The sequence below is a fragment of the Microbulbifer sp. ABF4_148 genome, assembly GCF_056158985.1.
The window spans coordinates 2,105,612-2,128,064 of the sequence record NZ_JBSWUI010000001.1 but is presented as its reverse complement, the minus strand read 5'-3'; the positions used below and the strand labels follow the sequence as shown (position 1 = coordinate 2,128,064).

Annotated in this window: 19 protein-coding genes; 9 read left to right on the top strand and 10 right to left on the bottom strand. The window is 57.4% G+C overall.

What is annotated here, in order from left to right; genetic code table 11:
- Positions 1 to 16 precede the first annotated feature (16 nt).
- The 7 genes from ACXAD0_RS09220 to ACXAD0_RS09190 all read right to left on the bottom strand — a co-directional run bounded on the left by ACXAD0_RS09220 (position 17) and on the right by ACXAD0_RS09190 (position 3,977).
- Positions 17 to 508: a DUF3106 domain-containing protein gene (locus ACXAD0_RS09220; RefSeq protein WP_475088092.1), complete on the bottom strand. Its 492-nt coding sequence runs from the start codon at positions 506 to 508 to the stop codon at positions 17 to 19.
- Positions 498 to 767: a hypothetical protein gene (locus ACXAD0_RS09215; RefSeq protein ID WP_475088091.1), complete on the bottom strand. Its 270-nt coding sequence runs from the start codon at positions 765 to 767 to the stop codon at positions 498 to 500. Before ACXAD0_RS09215 ends, ACXAD0_RS09220 begins: the two co-directional genes overlap by 11 nt.
- Complete coding sequence (locus tag ACXAD0_RS09210) at positions 751 to 1,137, bottom strand: hypothetical protein (RefSeq protein ID WP_475088090.1); 387 nt, start codon at positions 1,135 to 1,137, stop codon at positions 751 to 753. Before ACXAD0_RS09210 ends, ACXAD0_RS09215 begins: the two co-directional genes overlap by 17 nt.
- Positions 1,134 to 1,514 (bottom strand): sigma-70 family RNA polymerase sigma factor, encoded by a 381-nt coding sequence (locus ACXAD0_RS09205; protein ID WP_475088089.1) that lies wholly within the window; start codon positions 1,512 to 1,514, stop codon positions 1,134 to 1,136. Before ACXAD0_RS09205 ends, ACXAD0_RS09210 begins: the two co-directional genes overlap by 4 nt.
- Before the next feature lie 211 nt (positions 1,515 to 1,725).
- Positions 1,726 to 2,100, bottom strand: a complete 375-nt coding sequence (locus tag ACXAD0_RS09200) for a hypothetical protein (protein ID WP_475088088.1) — start codon at positions 2,098 to 2,100, stop codon at positions 1,726 to 1,728.
- 127 nt (positions 2,101 to 2,227) lie between these two features.
- Positions 2,228 to 2,674 (bottom strand): TlpA family protein disulfide reductase, encoded by a 447-nt coding sequence (locus tag ACXAD0_RS09195; protein ID WP_475088087.1) that lies wholly within the window; start codon positions 2,672 to 2,674, stop codon positions 2,228 to 2,230.
- A complete protein-coding gene (locus ACXAD0_RS09190; RefSeq protein WP_475088086.1) occupies positions 2,616 to 3,977 on the bottom strand; it encodes a YihY family inner membrane protein in 1,362 nt (453 codons plus the stop codon). The genes ACXAD0_RS09195 and ACXAD0_RS09190 overlap by 59 nt, the downstream gene beginning before the upstream one ends.
- 120 nt (positions 3,978 to 4,097) lie before the next feature.
- On the opposite strand from ACXAD0_RS09190, the gene arsC reads away from it, so the two are divergent.
- From arsC to ACXAD0_RS09145, 9 genes are all read left to right on the top strand, one after another.
- On the top strand, positions 4,098 to 4,442 hold the full coding sequence (gene arsC / locus ACXAD0_RS09185) for an arsenate reductase (glutaredoxin) (RefSeq protein ID WP_475088085.1): 345 nt from the start codon (positions 4,098 to 4,100) through the stop codon (positions 4,440 to 4,442).
- The gene (wrbA, locus tag ACXAD0_RS09180) at positions 4,442 to 5,056 is read left to right on the top strand and encodes an NAD(P)H:quinone oxidoreductase (RefSeq protein WP_475088084.1); all 615 of its coding nucleotides are present in this window, start codon (positions 4,442 to 4,444) and stop codon (positions 5,054 to 5,056) included. Before arsC ends, wrbA begins: the two co-directional genes overlap by 1 nt.
- Complete coding sequence (locus ACXAD0_RS09175; RefSeq protein WP_475088083.1) at positions 5,053 to 5,394, top strand: DUF2069 domain-containing protein; 342 nt, start codon at positions 5,053 to 5,055, stop codon at positions 5,392 to 5,394. Before wrbA ends, ACXAD0_RS09175 begins: the two co-directional genes overlap by 4 nt.
- A gap of 49 nt (positions 5,395 to 5,443) precedes the next feature.
- Entirely contained in the window at positions 5,444 to 7,309 is a 1,866-nt protein-coding gene (sppA, locus tag ACXAD0_RS09170) for a signal peptide peptidase SppA (RefSeq protein ID WP_475088082.1), read from the top strand.
- A gap of 193 nt (positions 7,310 to 7,502) precedes the next feature.
- Positions 7,503 to 8,213, top strand: a complete 711-nt coding sequence (locus ACXAD0_RS09165; protein WP_475088080.1) for a glycine zipper 2TM domain-containing protein — start codon at positions 7,503 to 7,505, stop codon at positions 8,211 to 8,213.
- Between the two features lie 280 nt (positions 8,214 to 8,493).
- Positions 8,494 to 9,324, top strand: coding sequence for an HAD-IIB family hydrolase (locus tag ACXAD0_RS09160; RefSeq protein WP_475088079.1), 831 nt, complete (start codon positions 8,494 to 8,496; stop codon positions 9,322 to 9,324).
- Positions 9,325 to 9,431: 107 nt separating this feature from the next.
- Positions 9,432 to 10,655, top strand: a complete 1,224-nt coding sequence (locus ACXAD0_RS09155) for a glycosyltransferase family protein (protein WP_475088078.1) — start codon at positions 9,432 to 9,434, stop codon at positions 10,653 to 10,655.
- 14 nt (positions 10,656 to 10,669) lie between these two features.
- The gene (locus ACXAD0_RS09150; protein ID WP_475088076.1) at positions 10,670 to 12,424 is read left to right on the top strand and encodes a sugar phosphorylase; all 1,755 of its coding nucleotides are present in this window, start codon (positions 10,670 to 10,672) and stop codon (positions 12,422 to 12,424) included.
- Positions 12,425 to 12,576: 152 nt separating this feature from the next.
- Positions 12,577 to 13,635, top strand: coding sequence for an FAD-dependent oxidoreductase (locus ACXAD0_RS09145; RefSeq protein ID WP_475088075.1), 1,059 nt, complete (start codon positions 12,577 to 12,579; stop codon positions 13,633 to 13,635).
- Positions 13,636 to 13,691: 56 nt separating this feature from the next.
- Here the strand turns inward: ACXAD0_RS09145 and ACXAD0_RS09140 are convergent, their stop codons facing one another.
- From ACXAD0_RS09140 to ACXAD0_RS09130, 3 genes are all read right to left on the bottom strand, one after another.
- Positions 13,692 to 14,135 carry a cupin domain-containing protein gene (locus ACXAD0_RS09140; RefSeq protein WP_475088074.1) on the bottom strand — a complete coding sequence of 148 codons (444 nt, stop codon included), beginning with the start codon at positions 14,133 to 14,135 and terminating at the stop codon, positions 13,692 to 13,694.
- 89 nt (positions 14,136 to 14,224) lie between these two features.
- On the bottom strand, positions 14,225 to 16,594 hold the full coding sequence (pbpC, locus tag ACXAD0_RS09135; protein ID WP_475088073.1) for a penicillin-binding protein 1C: 2,370 nt from the start codon (positions 16,592 to 16,594) through the stop codon (positions 14,225 to 14,227).
- The gene (locus ACXAD0_RS09130) at positions 16,591 to 21,837 is read right to left on the bottom strand and encodes an alpha-2-macroglobulin family protein (protein WP_475088072.1); all 5,247 of its coding nucleotides are present in this window, start codon (positions 21,835 to 21,837) and stop codon (positions 16,591 to 16,593) included. Before ACXAD0_RS09130 ends, pbpC begins: the two co-directional genes overlap by 4 nt.
- Positions 21,838 to 22,453 lie beyond the last annotated feature (616 nt).

Sequence of the window (22,453 nt, the reverse complement as noted above, 5' to 3'; positions counted from 1 at the left end):
CCACAGGGCGCGCGGGTTACCCCCCCCTGAATGCTGACCGCCTGGCACGTTTATCCTTGCGGAACTGGCGACGCTTCTGCCGCCTTTCATCAGGGCTCATCTTGCGCCACTTGTCTTTCAGCTGGCGCTGCTCTTCCTCCGGCAACTCGCGAAAGCGCTTGCGTGCCTCCAACAGGCGCTTGCGCTTCTCTGGCGGCAGGGACTGAAACCGCCGATAGGCATCTCGCATGCGCTTGCGCTGCTCAGGAGACATATCCCGCCACTTGCCGAACTGCTTGCGGGCGCGCTGACGCTGCTCCGGGGTCATTGCTGACCAGCGTTGTGCGCCTGTTTTCAGCCGCTGTTGCTGGGCCTCCGTCAGACCATCCCAGCGCGGTTCAAAACGCTTCAGTAACTTTTGTTCTTCGCTACTGAGCGACTGCCAACTCTCGGCACGGGCCCGGTCGACACCGGCAAAACTCACCAGTGCAACAACGACCATTAGGGTAATCAACGCGTTACTTTTCATCTTGCTCTCCCCGCGGTAACTCTGCCGCAGAGGCATCCACCGCGCCGGTTTCCAGCAGCGACTCCAGCGCATCTGACTCAACCACTTCACCATCTTCATCCACCCATTCCTCCAGGAACAGGAGAAAATCCTCATCCAGCTCGGAATCCTCTTCGCCGAGCGAGTCCTGCGCGTGCACCGGCCCGGTACCAATACCGAGCAAGGTCGCGAGACAAATCCCCCACAGGAAAACCATTCGCCGCTCAGGAAGAATGCCCATCCAACGCTTCCTCTGCCAACCACTGATAAAACTCCTGCTCTGCCAGAAGCTCCAGTTCAACTTCGCTATCCAGCAGAATATCTGCGCCGGCCAGCAAATCGTCTTCGGGCAATGGCTCGTTTGACTGGAATTCCACCGCCGGCACAAGCAGTACCGCCAAAAGTGCCGCCACAGCACTGCCCCCCAGCATCCAGCCCAGCAGGTTACCTTCAGAATCCGGAGTCTCGGACGATGCCAGAGCGGCCGCCCGTGCGCGGCGCAGTCGTGACAGGGTCTCACCATCGAGCCCATCTTCACGCTGACGCAACGCCCGCTGTACCTTGTCGACCATTTCCCGGTCGGCGTTGGCACGGGTATTTCGCTGGCTCATCGCAATTCCTCCAGTTGATTCCGCAGGGACTTCAGCGCCCGCGATAAATGGGTTTTGACGCTGCCGTCGCTACACGACATCGCCCGCGCAGTTTCCGCCACGTCAAATCCCTCGACGCACCGCAACATAAAGGCCTGCTGCTGCCGCAGCGGCAGAGCACCCACGGCGCGTTCGACTGCCTCCATGGTTTTACTCGCCAGCCACTCCTGCTCCGGGCGCTCTCCATGGGGGTCAGGCAGGTCGCCTGGATCCCATAGTTCGTCCTCGCCATCCTGGGGTAGCTTTTCCCGCAATAGCTGCCAGCGCGATATTCGCTTGTGGCGCCGGTGCCAGTCGGTCACCCGGTTTTGCAGGATCGAGAAAAAAGCGGCCGCCACTCGGCCTCAGGCCGGTGGCGGTAACTTTTCACCAGGGACAACATACTGTCCTGAACGATATCGAGCGCCTCGTCGGCATCACCCACCGCCAGCCTGGCTATGGTAAAGGCCCGCCTCTCTACGGAGGCCAGGAACTGCTCCATAGGCTTTAAGAATCCCCCATACTGCGGTCACCGCGTTCGCCAGCCTGAACCGATGCGGGCAACGCGCCTCAGCTTCCGCTACGTGGACTGTGGCGATCCATGCGCCGATCAATCCGCTCGCCTTTTCGGTCCAGTTTACGGTCGATGCGATCCCCCTTGCGATCAAGGCGCCTGTCGATCCGGTCCCCTTTCTTGTCGAGCTTGCGCGCGCGCTTTTCGTTGCCATTTTCCAGCGCCCTCTCGGACTTGCGATCGAGGCGGCTATCAATGCGATCACCCTTGCGGTCCAACCGGTTATCAATGCGGTCCCCCTTGCGATCCAGGCGGGCCTCGACGCGATCACCGCGGTCGGTCACCTGCTCCACGTCGCTGGTCTCGGCCAGAGCCGGCACCGAGAAGGCCAGAGCGGCACAAAGGGCGATAGTGTGAGTCAGCTTGTCCATTTCTGTTCCTCATTGTTGGGCTAACGCCGGCGGAATTGCCGGGGCTTACCTGTATCAACGGGGAAGTTGGCGAATGGTTGACACCAAATTGAAAAAATTCGATGAGCACGCCGCATCGCGACGGCGGCTATTGCACCGCCGCATCAATTGCCTTGGATAAGGAAGCCTCGGTCTGCGGACCGACAAGCGTCGCCTTCCACAGGCCATCTGAACCAATGATGAAGGTGGTAGGCAGGACCTGCGGGCGCGGCTGTGCCCAGATTGTCGCCGGATCCGTCGCCAGTACCGGGAACTCGATACCCAGCGCTGCCATTTGTGCACGATTCTTGTCCACCTCTGGTGCGTCATAATTGAAGCCCACCACGGTGACATCTTTACGCTGGGCGTCGAGGTGGTTCAGCTCCGGCACCTCCTCCCTACAGGGGGCACACCACTCCGCCCAATAATTCACCAGCAGTATCTGCCCGGCGGTGTCGACCGCTTTGCCGTCAATATCCAGCAGCGGGGCCTCGCGCTCACATGCGCTTGTTGCGACGACCAATAACAGAAAGACCAGCTTTTGCAGTGTCCTCACTAGCAGACTCCTCTTTACCGCGCTTGCCGCGCGTTTTCTTGCTATTTGATTCGGGATCCGTGCCGCCATCCGCCGGCGGGGGCGTCTCTTCTATGGCGGTGCGGAACAGTTCGCCCAGACTCACCGAGAACTGTTGCTCCGCAAGCGATTCCGCCTCGCTCACCCGATTGGCAAACTCTCCGTACCAGCCCTGACCATTGAGCTCGCCGTGGCCCGACTTGGGCAGGGGCGAAGGGCTCAGCCAGTGCATCAACTGTGCGAGCGTAATGCCATCCAGATTGCGAGCCAGCACATAATCGTTGCGATCGGTCTGGGTAATCAGGTTGTGCTTCTGCAACACTTCGCGGATGCGCCGCCATTGCGCCGGCTTGACCCCGGCCCGGGAAATATCCCGATCGCGCAGCGGTTGACCACGTTCGTAGTTGGCATAACAGCCTTTCAGCAGGACCAGTGCGGCCATCAGATCACTGTATTCGCGGGCCCGGGTGGCCGCGTGATAGGCGGAGAGCGTCCGCACCAGCACACAGCCGGCGAGGACAATCATCCACATCAGGTAGATCCACAGCAGGAACAGAGGGACAAACGCAAAGGCCCCATAAATGGCCTGTACCGAGCTCTTTGCGAAGAAAATACCAAATAAGTACTTGGCCACTTCAAACGCGCAGGCAGTCACCACTCCGCCGGCAAGACCGTGCCGGAACGGAACCCTGCAATTCGGCACGGCGATAAAGAGCAAAGTAAACGCGGCCGCGGTCAGCGCCCAGGGCAGCCCGCGCAATAGCATCGGCACCAGCTCGAAGCTGTCGACATCCGAAACAAAAAACTTTTGTGAAAAGAAATAAGTCGACACCGCCAGTCCGGCACCGAGCAGGATCGGCCCCAGGCTCAGCGTGGCCCAATACAGGAGGAAACTGGATACACCGCTACGGCCCCGGGGAATATCCCAGATTGCGTTGAAGGTGCCTTCGATATTGCGCAGCATCAGGCCCGCAGTGACCAGCAGAATCGCGATGCCCGCACCCGTCAACCGCTGGGCCTGAGACGAAAAACTGCTGATATATTCCTGCACCTCGCGGCCACTTTCCGGAACAAAGTGGTCAAAGATCTGTGCCTGCAGACGGGTTTCCAGGCCGGCAAAATCCGGAAACAGGGATAACATCGCATAACTCACCGTCACCAGAGGCACGATGGCAAACAACGTCATGTAAGTCAGCGCAGCAGCGTTTTGCTGACAGTTCTTCTCCTTGAACAAGGTCCACAGTGAAAAAAAGAAGCGACGCCAGCGGTGCACCATTTCTGTCATGGAAATACCCGTCCCAATTCCTCGAGCCCCGCAACCTCTCAGCCTCATAACTAGCTGTACGATAGGCTGATTTTCTTATGCCTGTTAGAATACGCCAAACCTTAACAGGATAATGACCCAATGTGGACGATCTACCACAATCCCCGCTGTTCAAAATCTCGCCAAACCTTGCAGCTTCTGCAAGAAAACCATATTGATCCTGAAGTCGTCCTGTATCTGGAGACACCGCCTGACGCCGCCACCATTAACGCGTTGCTGGGTAAACTCGGCATCACTGCGCGGGCATTGCTGCGTACTGGCGAGGAAGCCTACAAGGCGAACAACCTCTCGGACAAAACCCTGGAAGACGCCGAGCTGGTCGCCGCCATGGTGGCACATCCCAAATTGATCCAGCGTCCCATCGTCGTAAAAGATGACAAGGCCGTACTCGGCAGACCGCCCGAAAACGTGCTGGAGCTGATCTGATGTCAGCAGACTCGGCCTACGTTCTGGTGCTGTACTACAGTCGCAGTGGCGCCACTGCGAGCATGGCGAGGGAAATCGCCAGCGGGATCGAAGCCACCGGCATTGCCGCAAAACTGCGCACGGTCCCACCCGTTTCACCGCAGACGGAAAAGAGCCTGCCGGAAGTGCCTTCCGAGGGCGCTCCCTACTGTACGCCGGAAGACCTGCGCCAGTGCGCCGGGCTCCTGCTTGGAAGCCCGACCCGGTTTGGCAACATGGCGGCCCCGCTGCGACATTTCCTCGACCAGACCGGCGACATGTGGCTGGATGGCAGCCTGTCGGGTAAGCCCGCCGGCGTATTTACCTCCACCGGCAGCCTGCACGGTGGCCAGGAGAGCACGCTACTCACCATGATGCTGCCCCTGCTGCATCACGGCATGGTCATTTCGGGTATTCCCTATTCCGAGGGCGCACTGATGCACACGGCCTCTGGCGGTACCCCGTATGGCGCATCACACTGGAATCGCGGCAACTCTGCAGAGTTGAGTGAAGATGAAATCACCCTGTGCCAGGCCCTCGGAAAACGGGTCGCACAGCTGGCATTGGTCCTCAGCCAACCCGGGAGCAAAGCATGACGACCCCCGTTGCAACGAAACTGGCCATCGCACAGCGCCTCAACTGGATCTGCTATATCGGCATGCTGGTGCTGTTCGTGGTTTGGAACCTCCAGCGTGGCTCCGCCGTGCTGTGGGTACTGCAAACCCTGCCACTCTTGCTGGTGCTACCCGGCCTGCTGAAACAGTCCAATCGCAGCTATCTGTGGCTGTGCTTTATCCTGTTGATTTACATCTGTATCAGTGTTGTCGACGTAATGATGCCTGGGCGCGGCTGGCGACATGGCCTTTTACTCGTATTGAGCCTTACGCTGTTCTTTTCATCCATGATGACCAGCCGCTGGCAGCACCAGCTCTGATCCCCGGCCAAGAGCCGGCCGATCAAACCCCTGACAAGGAGACCGAGGTTTGAGCAATACCAACCCGCAAAAAGGCGTAGTACGGCGGTTCTTCGGTGCCATTGGCGGTGCCGTTACCTGGCTGCGTCGCGTCGTCACCAATCTGTTGTTCCTGTTTATTATGCTGGTGGTGATCGCGGCCATTTTTGGCGACGAGGAACAACTGACCATTCCCCAGGGGTCGGCCCTGAAGGTCGCGCCAGTTGGCGTACTGGTCGACCAACTCTCCCCGCCCAGCGGCGTACCGGGTTTTATCGGCGGTTCGCGCGGCCCAATGGAAACCCGGGTCAAGGATCTGGTGGATGCCATCGACTATGCCGCCAAGGACAGCCGCATCAACTCAATGGTGCTCGAGCTCGACGGTATGATTGGTGGAAGCCTGAGCAAGCTCGAGGAAATCGGTGCGGCGTTGCAGCGCTTCAAGGCGGAAGACAAGACGATTTATGCGGTGGCCGATAACTTCACCCAGTCGCAGTATTTCCTCGCGAGTCATGCAGACACCATCTACCTCAATCCGATGGGCTCGGTATTGCTGACCGGCTTTGGCAGCTACCGCAATTATTTCAAGAGCGCCATCGACAAGCTGAAGATCAACTTTCACGTCTTTCGGGTTGGCGATTACAAAGACTTTATCGAGCCTTATACCCGCGATGACATGTCGCCGGCCTCGCGTGAAAACAACCAGCGCTGGCTGAATGAGCTCTGGGGTGAATACACCGAGCAGGTGACCGGACTACGCAACTTGCCGCCGGAATCCATCGATGAGTTTATTAACCAGCTGCCCCAGAACTTGCGCGCCCAGTCCGGCAGTTGGGCGGAAGCCGCCCAGGCCAACAAGCTGGTGGACAAACTGGCGAACCGTCGCGCAGCTATCCAGGCCCTGCAGGAGGAGATCGGCGAATCTGACGATGGGAACAGCTATAAATCCATCGGCGCGCTGCGTTACCTGCGTAACCAGAAACTGACACTCAAGGCCGCTACCCCCGCCCGGGGCAATCGCATTGCCCTGATCTCAGCGACCGGCGCCATTGTCGATGGCGAAGCCCCCGAGGGGCAGATTGGCAGCGAGACGCTCGGTAAACTGATCGTGAAAGCCCGCGAGAGCAAAGCCAAGGCGCTGGTACTGCGCATCGACAGTGGCGGTGGCTCGGCCTTTGCCTCGGAAGCCATTCGCCAGGAACTGCTGGCCACCCGCGAAGCCGGTATCCCGGTAGTGCTGTCCATGGGTAGCGTCGCGGCGTCCGGTGGCTACTGGATCGCGACCGGTGCGGATCGTATCTGGGCAGCCCCCTCGACCATTACCGGTTCTATTGGCGTGTTCGGTGCCTTCCCCACCTTCGAGGACTCCCTCGAGCATCTCGGCATCTACAACGATGGCATTGGCACATCGGATCTGGCCGGGGCGCTGCGTATTGATCGCCCCCTGCCAGAGCAGGCGGCGGACCTGATCCAGCAGGGCGTGGAAAACACTTATGGCCGTTTCCTCGGTATTGTGGCGGAATCCCGTGGTACCACGCCGGATGAGGTCCACAAGATTGCCCAGGGCCAGGTGTGGACCGGCCGCGCCGCGCTGCGCCTTGGGCTGGTCGACGAGCTGGGCTATCTCGACGATGCCATCTCCGACGCAGCCCAACTGGCAGAAATCGAGAAGTATCAGGTCGTGGAAATCGAGCGCGAACTGAGCCCCAGCGAACGCTTTATGCGTGCTTTGTCGGACAACATCGGCGTGCGCGTGTCCGAGCACGTACAGGCCAACCTACCCCTCGGGGCCTGGTTTCAGAGCCTGGCGCCAGCCCTGTCGCCGTTGACCGAGCTGCAGAGCTATCGTGACCCTCGCGCGCTGTATGCCCGCTGCCTGGCCTGTAAATCGCCCTGATCAGCAAGCCAGGCCGGAGATATCCCGGCCTGGCTCTTCTCCACCAACCAAGCGTTATTCCAACCCCTCGCCGCACCGCCTCGCCCTTCCCCCGCGACTTAGACCCAGTTCACGGCCCACCCGCTGACTTTCGTCTATATTCGCGCCAAACGTCACCTGATACCGACGTGTTTCGCGATGACCTGAGGCCCCTATGAAAGCATTCACCCCGATTCTCGCCCTGCTACTGGGCTGCAGCCTGTCTGCCGTTACCTTTGCGGATCCGCCCGAAGGGCGCGGCTGGAAGAAGCATCGTAAGCATAAGGAAGTCGCTTACGAGGAATACTGGGACGGCAACTGCAAAGTGACCCGCAAGTGGAAGCGCAACGGCGACTACGAAGAAAAACGCAAGTGCAAGGCTCCACGCGACCACCATCACCGTCCGGCGGTAGTGGTTCTACCCCCCTGGTTTGATCGCGACACCCGGGAACCGGAATACCATCCGGAATGGCGCCCCGCCCCTCAACCCACCGCCACACGCTGTAACAGCGCCAAGGTCGGCAGTGTGCTGGGCGGCCTGATCGGCGGTGTGCTGGGCCATCAGATTGGTGATGGGCGTGGTCAAACCGCAGCAACCATTGGCGGTGCCATCGCCGGCGTACTGGTTGGCGGAGAGATTGGTCGCCGCATGGACCAGCGCAACCAGGCCTGCATTGGACAAGCCCTGGAATTTGCCCCGGCTGGTGAGCGCATCGCCTGGGAAGACAACCAGCACCGCTACGCGGTAACCCCCGGTCCCATTGAGCAACGTGGCGATCGTTACTGTCGCGACTTCACCACCGAGTATGCGAGCCAGGACCAGACCTGGAGTGAGCAAGGCTCCGCCTGCCGCCAGCAGGATGGCAGCTGGACCCAGTCGTTCTAATTCATCGCCCTCAAGGGCCGGGCACCCGCCCGGCCCTGCACCATTTTGACCCACCGGATATTTACCCACACCCGGCTCGCCCCAAGATCGCGCAAAAATCCCTGAAGAACTGAGAACGCCCGTGGCCTCTCACTTCGCGGGCAACCTAAAAATGTTTTTAGCGCCAATAATTACTCGAAATCCCTCCTCCGGCCCCAATGGGAGGCACCGGTTTAGCCCATAATCCCGAACTGGCACTATTTTTGGATCGTAAATTCCATACCCAAAAACACAGTCGGCGATGAAGCATTTTTTACAACAAGACGATCCCTGGATAATCGTCACGGATCTCGACGGTACCCTGCTCGACCACAATACCTATTCCCATGCGGCGGCAGATGCGGTGCTGGCTGATCTGGAATCCGCCAACATTCCGGTGATCTTCAACAGCAGCAAAACCCGCCCGGAAATGCTGGCCCTCCGGGCAGAGTTCGGGAACCGGCATCCATTTATCGTGGAAAATGGTTCTGCCGTTTATATCCCCGAAAACTACTTCGCCGAGGCCCCGACTGGCAGCGCCCTTGCGGACGGCTTTTATGCCCTTGAGCTGGGCCGTGCACGGTCAACGCTGGTCGACTACCTTAACCAGGATGCCGCGCAACACGGCGCCCCCTACCTGTCTTTTTCACAAGCCTCCACTGAAGAGATTGTCGCCGCCACCGGCTTGCCGTTCGAAAATGCGCAGGCCGCCGGACGCCGCGACTTTTCCGAGCCTTTGCTGTGGAAAGGCAGCGACGCGGAAAAAGCAGCATTTTGCGCACGCGCCGAGCAAAGCGGATTAAAAACCCTGGAGGGGGGACGCTTCCTGCACTTGCTCGGCGATACCGACAAGGGGCGCGCCACGCTCGCACTGCTGAAACTCTATGAGTCGCAGGCGGGAGGCTTCCGCCTGGCAGCGGCGGGCGACAGCCCCAATGATATGGACATGCTCAGCGTGGCAAACCTCGCTGTGATCGTACGCGGCCCGCACCGTCTGCCGCCCCAGCTGGAAGAAAGCGAAAACCGTAGTGTCGTAATCACCCAGCGGGAAGGTCCCGCTGGCTGGAGCGATGCCATGTCTGCGCTGCTGTAGCGATCCAGTAGCAGACACAATGCCACTGACCCGTGGCAATGCTCAAAACTCGATGCAGCCCCGACAAGAGGGCAGCACACTTTATCTAGCGACAACAGGAGTCACCCGTGACTGATTTTTTCCAGAACGGCTCGATTACCACCCTGCATAATCTTTCCAACCGCTCTCTGGAGGAAATGGAAGAGGAACTGGTGCGGTTTTCGCGTCAGCGTCCTATGTCACTGTTGTTGCCGTCCCTCTATTCCGAACTGGAAGGCGAGGCCCTGCCGCGCATCCTTGAACACCTCACCCAGGTGCCGTATCTCAGCGAGATTGTCATTGGCCTCGACCGTGCCACCGAAGAGCAATACCGCGATGCCCTGCGCCAGTTCAGCATTCTGCCCCAACACGTGCGGGTGCTCTGGAACGATGGCCCTCGCCTGCGGGAGCTCGATGCCAAGCTGCAGGAACGCGGACTCGCGCCCCTCGAACCCGGCAAGGGTCGCAACGTCTGGTACTGCCTCGGCTACATCCAGGCATCGAATCGCGGCGAGGCCATTGCCCTGCACGACTGCGATATCGTGACCTACGACCGCTCCCTGCTCGCGCGATTGTTCTACCCCATTGCCAACCCCAACTTTAACTATGAGTTCTGCAAGGGCTATTACTCACGGGTCGCAGGCGGCAAAATCAATGGCCGCGTTTGCCGCCTGCTGGTGACCCCACTGATTCGGACGCTGAAGAAGATCTATGGCAGCACCGAGTATCTCGATTACATGGACAGCTTCCGCTATGCCCTCGCCGGCGAGTTTTCCTTCCGACGCGATGTCATTAATGACCTGCGCATCCCCAGTGACTGGGGCCTGGAAATTGGCGTGCTGTCAGAAATGCACCGGAACTATTCCACCAATCGCCTGTGCCAGGTGGATATTGCGCACAACTATGACCACAAGCACCAGAAGGTCTCGTTCGATGATGAACAGTGCGGCCTATCCAAAATGTCGATCGACATTGCCAAATCGCTGTTCCGCAAACTCGCCACCCAGGGCACGGTGTTCTCCACTGAAACGTTCCGCAGCATCAAGGCCACTTATTTCCGCATCGCGCTCGATTTCGTCGAGACCTATCGCAACGATGCCATCATGAATGGCCTGGAATTTGATATTCATAAAGAGGAGCAAACCGTAGAGCTGTTTGCCCGCAACCTGGTAAAAGCCGGGCAGACCTTCCTCGATAATCCGATGGAAACCCCGTTTATCCCGAGCTGGAGCCGCATCACCAGTGCCGCTCCGGAATTCCTCGACGAGCTCAAAGCGGCCGTCGAGGCCGATTACGAAGAGTACAACGCCTAAGCCGGATCGAGACCATGACCGCTGCTACCGAAGAACTGCAAATTACAGACGTATTGCTGAAGAAACTTTGCTGCCACCTCGAGGTGATCTATCCCGACCTCGATGGTGTGGCCCTGGCAAAGCAATTGATGACAGTCATGCGTCTGGACCAGGATTGCCAGAGTCCGCTGGCCCACAAGAATTTGTGGGATCAAACCGACATCGCGGTCATTACTTATGCCAATACAATCCTGAGTGAAAACCAGCATCCACTGAAGTCGTTACACCATTTTCTGAAAACGCACTTCACCATGCTGATTAACAGTGTGCACATCCTGCCATTCTTCCCGTTTACCAGCGACGATGGGTTTGCGGTAGTGGATTACAAGCAGGTCGATCCATCCGTGGGCGACTGGAATGACATCCTGCGTATCAGCACCGATTTTCACCTGATGGCAGATCTAGTCGTCAACCACTGTTCCGCAAGCCATCAGTGGTTCCAGAATTACCAGGTAGGGAAAGACCCCGGTAACGATTATTTTTTCGCGGTAGATCCCAATGAAAACCTGACCGGCGTGGTGCGTCCGCGCACTACCCCGCTACTGCGTGCCGTGCCCAATGGGGAGGAGACCCGACACGTATGGTGCACCTTCGGCCACGACCAGATTGACCTGAACTTCCGCAATCCACAGGTCCTGATCGAAATGCTTGACGTGATTCGCCTGTATCTGGATATGGGAGTGCGAATTTTCCGCCTCGATGCCGTTGCGTTCCTGTGGAAGAAAATTGGTACCAGCTGTATCAACCTGGAAGAGACCCACGAGATCATTCGCCTGTTGCGCACATTGATTGAACATGCCGACCCGAATGCCGTCATCATTACCGAAACCAATATTCCCAACCGTGAGAACCTTTCCTATTTCGGTAACGCCAACGAAGCGCACTGCATCTACAATTTCTCCCTGCCACCACTACTGGTGAACACGCTGGTTTCCGGCAGCAGCCATCACCTCAAGAACTGGCTGATGAGCATGCCGCCGGCCCAGAATGGCACCACCTACCTGAATTTTATTGCCTCCCACGATGGCATTGGCCTGCGTCCCGTCGAGGGCCTGCTCTCCGATGAGGAGCAGGAAGTCCTCATCCAGACGATGGAGAATTTCGGCGGTCAGATTTCCTGGCGCGCACTGGACGATGGCAACCGCAAACCGTATGAAATTAACATTTCCTTGTTCGACGCCCTAAAAGGCACGACCGGTGGCGAGGACTGCTGGCAGCTGGAGCGTTTTGTGTGTGCTCACGCCATTATGCTGGCACTCGAGGGGATTCCTGCGTTTTACCTGCACAGCCTCGTGGGTACCACCAACGACTACCAACGCGTAGAAGACCATGGTCACAACCGGGCGATCAATCGCCGCCAGTGGCAGGAAGATGAACTCAACCAGAAGCTGGCCGATCCCGCCTCGCACCACCACCAGGTGTTCTACCGCCTGCGCAATCTGATCCGCCTGCGGCGTGAGCAACCGGCATTCCACCCGAACGCCACACAATTCACTCTGCACCTGGGGGATCAGATTTTTGCTTTCTGGCGCCAGAGCATGGACCGTCGCCAAAGCATTTTCTGTCTGAACAATATTTCCGATCAGGAACAAATCGTGGCGATGTCCAGCATCAACCTGATCGGCACAGACAGCTGGAAAGACCTGGTCAGCGAGGACATCCTCGACGATATGATGGGTTCCTTGACGCTCAAGCCTTACCAGACCCTGTGGATCACCAATCGCTGGTAACTGAGCAGGTTAGTCTCCCCGCCATCATGGATCGAACTCGAGGCCGCTGGGCGGCCTCTTTCAAACGTTCGACATATACTTTTGATGCGCTTCAAGCGGGCCCGATACCAGTGGCTCGCCCCCTGACTCCACCCGTCATCTAGGCATGTGCCATGAGAATCCTGATTGTCGGAGCCGGTCCTTCGGGCTTGACCGCAGCGATCGAGCTCGCCCGCTATGGGGTTATCCCGACAGTAATCGATCGAAAAGACGAACCCTCGTCGCTGTCCCGTGCAGTCGGTATTCTTCCCGCCACCATGAAAATCCTCAGCCCCAGTGGCGCTGCGCAACGTATCGAAGCACAAGCCATGATCATTCAGCGGGCGCAGTTTTTCTCTCAATCACAGCCGATCGCGTCAATTCCTATCGATGTGCTCAATGAACACTACCAGCATATGTATGCTCTGCCTCAGGACCAGACAGAGTCGATATTGGCAGATACCCTGACGCAACTGGGTGGCACAGTCCTCTATGGGCATGAGCTTAACGGAATCAGCCAGCACGGAGACAAAGTGACGGTCCAGGTGAACGGAGATTCCACCGAGTTCGACCTGGTCATCGCTGCTGATGGTGTCCACAGCAAAGTAAGGACTCTTCTTGGCATCGATTTCCCGGGTTATGAGTTGGATGACGACTGGTCGATCGCCGATATCTATACCGAAACAGAATTCACCGAAGCGATCTTCCGTATATTTCTGCTCCAGGGAGCACAGGCAGTCATTTCGATCCCCATGGAGCCCAACCGTTTACGAATCATCTCGAACACTAGTCATGCACTGGATCTGGTACCGATCCCCCTGGCCATTCGTGAGATAAAACGAACCGGCACCTTCAAAATTTCCGTCCGACAGGCGGTGCACTACGCGCTTGGGAATGTTTTCTTGGTAGGCGATGCCGCACATGCCCACTCACCGGTCGGGGGACGCGGGATGAATCTGGGCATCGCCGACGCGGCAGACCTTGCCAGGCGCATCATCCACGGAGGCCTGGAGCACTACCATGCAGAGAGGCATCAAAAAGGGAAAGAGGTCATTCAATACACGGAGGCGGGCCGCAAATTCATTTTGTCGGCCAACCCCATAAAAAGGCGGCTACTCTTTTTTCTCCTGAAACTCGTGAGCAAAAGTACCAGCCTCAACAAGGCGTTTGTGAAGAGGCTGCTTACCTTATAGAGTGCCGCGTTTGCATCGCGATCGACAGCGCTAGGGAAAGGCCTCTGACACAGCGGCTACTTCACAACGTCAACACCATTGCTTGCCAGTACTGCCGCTATTCTGGCGCCATCCTGGCAGTCCACCGGAATGTCACGGTCCAGCGCCTCGAACATCTCCACCGCACGACTCCCCTCCCCTGTAATCTCGAGCAGTTCCGCGCCCTGCTCACCGAAGGTAAAGGCGTGTATCTCTCCCGCCGGAAAGTGCACCAGCGTACCCGCACCGGCCTCCTGGCTGTGGCCATGATAAGAGAAGCGCACACTGCCCCGCACCACAAAAAACGTCTCATTCCAGTCATGCCGGTGGGGCGGCGGCCCATCGCCGGGCTTGCCATGCACCAGGGTAATGGCGTAAGTACCCGTTTGGGCAAGTCGGGCCAGCACGCTCACCGTATCGCCCATGACCCGCAGGGGAGATGGATAATCGGCGGGGGAAATTGCAAAAGGAAATTGGTTCATCGGTCACTTGAGAAGGAAGGCTGCGTTACCAAAAGTCTAGTGACAAAACGTACCCTGACAGGATCTTACAGCCTCATGCAGAAGACGCTTCAGTTTGTTGCAGTCTCTACGACGATTTCCAGGCGATCCACATTGCCGCTGGCGTCCAATACGGCGATTTGCTGCGATCCAGAATCAGGTACCACGCGAAGACTCTCGGTACCCTGCGTCTCGCCACGGGGCGTACCGTTGATAAACCAGTAACGAGTCCCCTGCCCGCCTATCGCACTCAGATTCAGGGTTGGCAGTGAAGAATCAGTACCCGCGGGACGGTAATGGCTACCATCCCCCGTGCCGACAATCTTAAGCGGGGTCGCGTTTGCTGCAGCGGGGGCTCCGCATGCCGGAGCGGTAGATGGAATCTGTCGAGATCGAGTCTGACCTGGCGGCAGCCAGGGCTCCAGCTCTTTTGGCCAAAGCGCTCTGGTCTGCTTTTCTGCATCTGCTCCCATGCAGCTGGGTTTCACCCGCAAACCGCGTCTGTTCGCGAAAAAAGTAAAGGTTTGTGCCGCCATCAAGGGTTCGCTGTTTGCGGTCAGGGTCCTGGGAATGCGCCCCTTGATTAGCCAGGCATCACGCCGCTGATGGCAGTGTTCCGTTGGGGTCAGGTCTTCGCGCCCGCCGAGCGGCCAGCAAATACTCCCCTGCGATACGTTCACCGGCTTTTGCAGCCGCTGGCGTTGGTTCCCCGGTAGCGCGGCAATCACTGCATTTAATAAGGGCGTCGCGCTAATAGCACCGTAATAGCCGGGCAAAGGTGTGCCATCTGGTCGTCCCAGCCACACACCAACGGTATAAGTCGGCGTCACGCCGATTGCCCAGGCATCACGATAGCCATAGCTGGTACCCGTCTTCCAGGCGATGTCCGCAGCATTCTGCCGCACCAAATTGCGCCAGCGACGCGAACCACCACGATTGGATGCCAGCACCTCAAAGGTAACCCAGGCCGCCTCCGGGGACATCAGGTAACGCTCCCGCAGGGGCACCTCGGGAAGATATCGCGGCGCTGCCGACAGGCCGCCGCGGGCCAGTGCGGCGTACAGGCCGGTTAGCTGGTCCAGACGTGCACCCACACCGCCCAGTACCATCGCCAAATTGGGTTTTCCGCCACTGGGAAATTGTAAAGACAGGCCGGCATTTTCAAGTGCTGCTGCAAATCGCACCGGACCGTAATGTTCCAGCAGCTGAACCGCAGGCACATTCAGTGATCGCTGCAACGCCGCGCTGGCACTCACCGGCCCCGAAAAACCGCGACGAAAATTTTCCGGGCGATAGTCACCGTAGATACGTGGAGCATCGCTGAGTAGTGACGCGCTATGGATCAGGTCGGCGTCCAACGCCAGCCCAAACAAAAATGGTTTTAAAGTCGAGCCAGGGGACCGTACTGCCCGAGCCATATCCACGTAGCCAAAGCGACGTTCATCGCCAAAGTGGGAAGATCCGACATAAGCTCTCACTGCCATGTTGGAATTCTCCATGACGACGACCGCGGCCGATGTTTTGTCGGGGTGCGCACTCATATGGTCACGCAGAAAGTCTTCCAAACCACGCTGGACACTGCCATCAATCGTGGTGCGAATGATCTCCCGATCTCCGGCATAATTCACAAGGCGGCGCGCCAGATGAGGCGCAAACTGGGGAAATGCCAGTCGCTCTGCATAGACTCTTTCCAGACTGGCCCGCGATACCTCCTCATCAGTCCAGACGCCAAAGTCGCGGAGCCGGGTTAACACCTTGTCGCGCGCTCTCTGTGCGCGCTCAGCATGCCGATCCGGCCGCAACCGGCTCGGCGCCTGTGGCAAGACTGCTAACAGCGCGGCTTCGGCATGCGTGAGATCTGCGGCAGACTTGCGCAGGTAGAGACGGCTGGCTGCTTCTACACCTTCGATGTTGCCGCCGTAGGGCGCAAGATTGAGGTAAAGCTCCAGAATTTCCTGTTTGCTGAAATGCCACTCTAGCTGGAGCGCCCGCAACATCTGCTTTCCCTTGCCCGGCAGGGTTTTTCGATGGGGATCGAGTAGCCTCGCCACCTGCATGGTCAGCGTCGAACCACCGGAAACAATTTTTCCAGTGCGCAGGTACTGGCCAGTAGCGCGCAATAATGCGAGAGGATTAACCCCCGGATGCTGGTAAAAGTAGCGATCTTCGTAGGTCAGCAGCGCCTCAATAAAGCGCGGGGAGACCTGATTCTGGGCAACCGGATAGCGCCAAACTCCCCGGCTATCTGCGAAAAAGCGCAACGGCTTTCCATGCCGATCAGCAACGACGCGAGCGAACCCTTGCCCTTGCGGTACAGGCAGCGGGAAAACCGCATCAAGGAGAAGCAGCAGACTCGCGAACACCAATGGCAGTAGCAGCAACGCACGGACGGTGCGACGGCTGCACTGCCAGAGGCGAAGAGCGGCGGCTACCAGACTCACTGTTTTCCGATAACCTGCAGTTGAACGAGTGGATTAGTACCAATGGCAAAACGCTCGGGATTGTACATATCTTCCACGTATGGTGGCGGCACCTGATAAGTGCCCGGCGTCACCGCGCGGGCGATATAGAACAGGTTGGTGGTTTTCCACCCGGACTGGTCGATCGCGGCCACAAAACGGTCATCCCGATATTCGGTGTGCTCGACGTTGTCCTGATCCCGCTGCCAGTCCCGAATCGACTTACCGTCGAATCGCAGCTCATCCACTTTAACGCTGTCCGCAAGGTTTTGATTCTCCAGCTCGAATCCGGCGGGCAACAAATCCACTGCTAATAGATCAGGGAGTCGCTGATCCGCATCAATTTCAAGGCGAACCAGATACAGTTCGCCCTCTTTCACCTGGGTGGGTACAACAGCGCTACCATCCAGGTGGTGATAACTACGGGATATTCTGACTCCATTGCCCACGACGGCAGCAGGCGCCTGTTTGCTATAGCCGTTGGTCGTAATTGCCGCATACAGGTTGTCGATCTGCGCCGTTACCCCAACCGACACAGCAGCATCGCGACCGCGGAACAGTGTACTCAGCGGCGCGTCTCGATTGAGTTCACGCATGCCCTCAACGGAGTCCAGAGTTGCGGACCATGTGTTGCCGCTATTGAGCTGCATTTGAACGCCCGCCATAAAGACACTGTTACGTTCCTGAGTACTCAGGTAGCTGCGTCCGTGCAGCTGATCCGCCAGCTCAAACACCAGTGACTCGGCTTGGTCGGCGGCAAAGTCATGCTCGAGAATCAGGGCAATCATTTGTGCGGTATCACGTAAATCTGAACCGTACTCCCCATAGTAGCTACGACGTTGCCGCTCAATAGACAGCGCTTTCTGCACCGCTTCTTGTGCAAGTGCCATGTCACCCATCGTGTTCAGCGCGAGGGCCAGATGCAGCTGCGGCAACGGCGACTGCGTCATGCTCGCGCCGGCCTCATAGAGACTGCGCAATTGGCCAAGAGACACTTTCTGCACACGTGAGAGAACGTAGGCCGCATAAGCTCTGGACGCAAACGCATAAAAATCTGGCGCGCTGCTGTAACGCTGGCGATAGAAACCGCCACGCTCTCGGGCATAGTCCTGTAAACGATTCAGGGTGGACTCCAGGCGTGCGTCATCGAAGACAATTCCCTGATCCCGTGCGCGCAATAGCAGGTCGGCCACGTAGGCAGTGAGCCACTGATTCTCCGGTGATTCAGAACTCCAGAGCCCATAACCGCCATTGCCCTTCTGCATGCTGAAGATACGTTCAATACCCGCATTAATCCGTCGTGCACGCTCCGCTTCGTCCAGAGGCTCAATGCCCAACTTTTGCTGTCGCTGCGGTGTCGCCATGATCAGGGGATAGACGCGGCTCGAGGTCTGTTCGAGACAACCATAGGGATATCCCAACAAGTTTGAAAGGTGATCCTGGAGCTGCAACTGTGGTCGACTGTCGAGAGACACGAGCGTCTGGACCGTGTCAGGCATAAGGGAATCCAGGAAACCGGCATCTACCGAGAAGCGCTCCCCCACAGAGAGCAAGCGACGCTGCGTGCGTGATGTCGCCGGCCAGGCGGGACGCACACCAAGCCCCCAGGAACGTTCGATCCGGATATCCTGTCCATCTTCATCCACCGCACCGTGCACCAACAGCTGGAACTCAGCGTCACCGGTCGCTTCTTTGGCCGTGATCGGGAAACGCAAGGTCTTGCGCTCGCCATCGGCGAGCTCCAACAGGCGGTCCCCCATGTCCAGATCAACCGCGCCGACAGAACGCATCTCTACCGTAAGTTGCTGTGGCTGACCGCTTAAGTTGTTGAGATCCAATGCCAGCGTACTGCGATCTCCCGGTGCCATAAAACGCGGCAGTGCCGCCTGGGTCACCACCGGAGAGGCAACGGTGAGTTCCGTATCGGCGCTACCAAAGCGGTCGTCACTAAAGCTCACCGCCATCAGGCGCAATTTGCCATTAAAGTCCGGTAATTCCAGCGTGACTTGGGCTTTGCCTTCTGCATCAAACGCAACTGGACCGGAGAACAGAGAAACAATCTGTACATCAGAATTCGGCTCATCCCCTCCGCGCGCCAGCTCGGCATCACCACCAAAGCGCTGCTCTACCGCGGTACCACTATCGGACTCAATCACGCGATGGTAGATATCCCGCACATCCACGCCATAGCGACGCTGCCCAAAGAAGGCATCGAAGGGATCGGGTGTTTCAAAACGCGTAATGTTCAACACCCCGAGATCCACCGCTGCGACGGTGGTCCAGGCCGTGCGACCACTCTCGGGGATGGATTCAATATCCGTACTGACAGTGACCTGAACCTCGGAGCCCGGTAATGCGCGCCCTGGCGCCTCCACTGCCACCGGCAATCTCCGTGGCTCGCGGTCCAGTGGCAGGTGTGCCAGCCCGAACGCCCGGTTCGGCGCTATCCGTTCCCGCTTGTCAGCCGGGCGCAGGGAAGTCACTGAAATATAGATGTCGTGGCTGTCCCATTCGGGGGCAATGGGAATTTCGACACTCGTCCCCGAAGCCTCAACCGTCAGGCGTTCTGACCACAACAGACGATCACTCTCCACCAATACCAGGGCTTCCCCATCCGCAGGCGGCACGATTGTAAGCTCCGCCCGCTCTCCTACTACATAGCTCGGTTTATCCAGTGACAAAGCAACCGTATCCGGACGTGCCGCCTGTCCTTTTGCCATCTGGTCCTTGCGCCACCAGTAATACCAGTTGCGCCCCGCATGGAAACGCACGCTACTGGTGGCTCCGGTACTCGCGTCCGTCACTTCCAGACGATAATGGCCGTAATCCACTGGCACGGTTAGCTTCAGTGGACGCCCATCTACAAACGCCAGTGAACGATTGAAGGCTTCATACTCAGCGCTGGAATACTCGTAATGCCAACCGCGACTCGCGGAATACTCCCAGAAATACTGACGATCTTCGGCAATCAATACCGCCTTCAGCTCTCGTCCAGTCACAGGCTCACCCTGAGCATTCGTCACAACGATATCGAATTCCGGCTTGCTGTTCGCAGAGGGGTTTTCGTCGCTGAAGTTGGGTCGAATACCCACCACTGGATGCTCCGGCCATACCAATAACGGATGCTGACGGGTCACTGGTCGGCCACCGGACTCAAACAGGCTCGACAACATATTGACCTTCAGGGGGCTCTGCGCACGCCGCCAACGCGAATTCATCCGCAGCTGGGCCCGCCCATCCTTATCCAGTTCGACAGTGGGGGCATCAAATTGGCGGCCATACAATTGCTCCCGAACATCACCAAACTGATAGCCCTTCCACTGTTCAAAGGGCTCCCGGTAGTGGCTGACATGCACCATTGTCTCGAGGCGATTATTTGCAGCGGGCGCCCCGTATAGGTAGCTGCCCTCTACCGCCAATGTCACCGAAGCGTCGTGTCCCTCTACCAGGCTGCGCTCCGCGCCGTCTTGCAGGACGAGTTTCATGCGCTCAGGCAAAAACTCTTCCACCTTAAACGGATACTTGACTTTGCGCCCGTCCGCGAGCTCCACATCCACACGCCAATTTCCGGTCGGTGCGTTTTGCGGGAGTGGTACCAGCGCCTCATAGTAACCAGGCTTGCTGGCGTGCCAGGTAAAACTGCGCACACTGGTATTGTCGGGTTTAATAAGTTCGGCCTTCAGCGGCAAGTCCTGAAGATAGCGGCCATCATAATTACGCAGGAGACCACTGATCTGTACCGCTTCGTTGGGACGGTACAGATCTCGCGGACCGTACACAAAGAGCTCCATGGGACGCGCCGGACGCTGCCCCAAATTAAAGTCGGAGAGATCCAGTGCTGGCTCACGCAGATCCAGCATGGAAAAATGTCCATTATTGACATCTCGGGCAACGAAAAAGCGCGGCGCTTTCTCAGCGTGACCTGCGAGCTGGAAACGCACACGTCCATCGCCAACAGAAGTCTGGCGATCCAGTAGCGCGCCTTTCTCATCGAGCAGATCGACCTCAACCCCCTGAAGCGCCTCGCCCTCATCCAGGGATGAAACGTACATATCGACGGTATCGGCGTAGAATCGAGCGTGCATGCCCAGATTGGTTACCGAGAAATGGGAAACGTCATATAGTCGGGCGTTGTAAACGCCAGCCGGGGCCATAACCGCAACATAAATACCCGGTTCCCTGAGCGCCTCGATATGTCCAATGGAAAGATCAAAGTCCCGTTGTACGTGCTTCTCGTCAGTCAGGTCAAAGTGCGCCGTATAAACCATGTCCGCAAACTGATTAAGCGCTTGCAGCCGGTAAAAGCTCTTTAGCGACTGCCGTTTCACCAGACGGAAAAACGCTGAGTAATGTTCCGGTCTCACACGGTGAAAATGGATCTGAACCGCATCGATACTAACGGCAGTGACGGGCAAACCCGGGGATACTGTAACGGGAAACACGCTGCCATTACTGGAGAAGCTAATGCTGGGCTCGATGCGACGTGTACGAATGCGTTCCTGCTTATACTCCTCCAGTTCAAGGCCATTTTCACCTGGCAAACCCGGACGCACGGAAAGTTTATACGTGGTATCTGGTTCAACATGCGGGAAATACAGGGTTTTCTGATTGTCGGACAGCACCCAACCCCCATCCACATCCTCACCATCTTCGCGGGTCAGTGAAATATAGGATCCAAAAAGCGCCTTACTCAACAGCGGTTCTGAAAAGACGATCGCGATTGCACGCTTGTCCTTGTACATTCTTTCGCCAATATGCAGCGCTTTCAGTGGACGCGTCTCCGGCGTCGGCGCGACCGCGCCGAAAGCGGCATCATCGGTCCCCGCCCCATCAAGAGCTAGCCCGGAAACATCCTCAGTTCCGGCAACAGCGGATGCCGGCTCCGCTGCATCAGTATCCGAAGCACCCGGGTGCAGCTCCGCATCGATAACTGATTCGGAGTTTGAACCCTGGACAGACGCACCATAGCCACCCGCGGACTCTGACCGCTCCTCTTCTACAGCCGCTGATGGCTCTGTCTCAGGCGCCACCTCGATATCGGACCCGTTGGTGATTCCCTCATCGGCTAGCGACTCTGACTGTTCGCGAGCACCTGCGGAACTCTGCTCGGTATCAAAGCGCGGATCCGCAATAATCGTTTTATCCGACTTCTCTTTAGAACAAGCAAAGGCGAAAACGCACACTAGTACAACCGCAATCCTGCGCGGCTGACGATAAACCGACATGAGATTTCCTTATTGATTATTCGTGTCAGGGAATACTGATAGTAAGCACGCTAGCAGGCGTAACTGTATTACGTGGGCGATCAGCATAAACCGGCGAAAAACAGGGAGTTGGTATTAAAACACAAAATACTTGCGCCTGGACGAAGGAATTTAGAACGTGAATTTAATACACTCTAATACATGTCTATTTTTTATACGAAAAAAGGGATTAAAAAGACCGGCCAAGAACGTAGAGGATAATGGATAGCGTTATGCCGATCTAATGCTCAAATAATTGAGTCAGCACAATTACCATGCAAGGCCCAAATTAGACTATGCACCTTCTGAACCCTCTGAACCTTACTCACATTCTTTTCATAAGTGGAGTAAAACCAAAACAGCCCAAGGCTCAATAGCAATAGACCCAACCCACCGAAGAACACCCCTAAATTGAGATATTGATCGGGATGGAGACGAAGCATTCACCGATAATCACTACATTATTGTTCTTCCAGCTCGCCCCGTGCGGATTCAATCTCCAACTGTTTCATTACTTTCTTATGATTTAGATAGGCCAAAAACATAACAAAGATAAAACTGAAAACCACACAAATACTCAAAAAGCCCCAAAGATTCA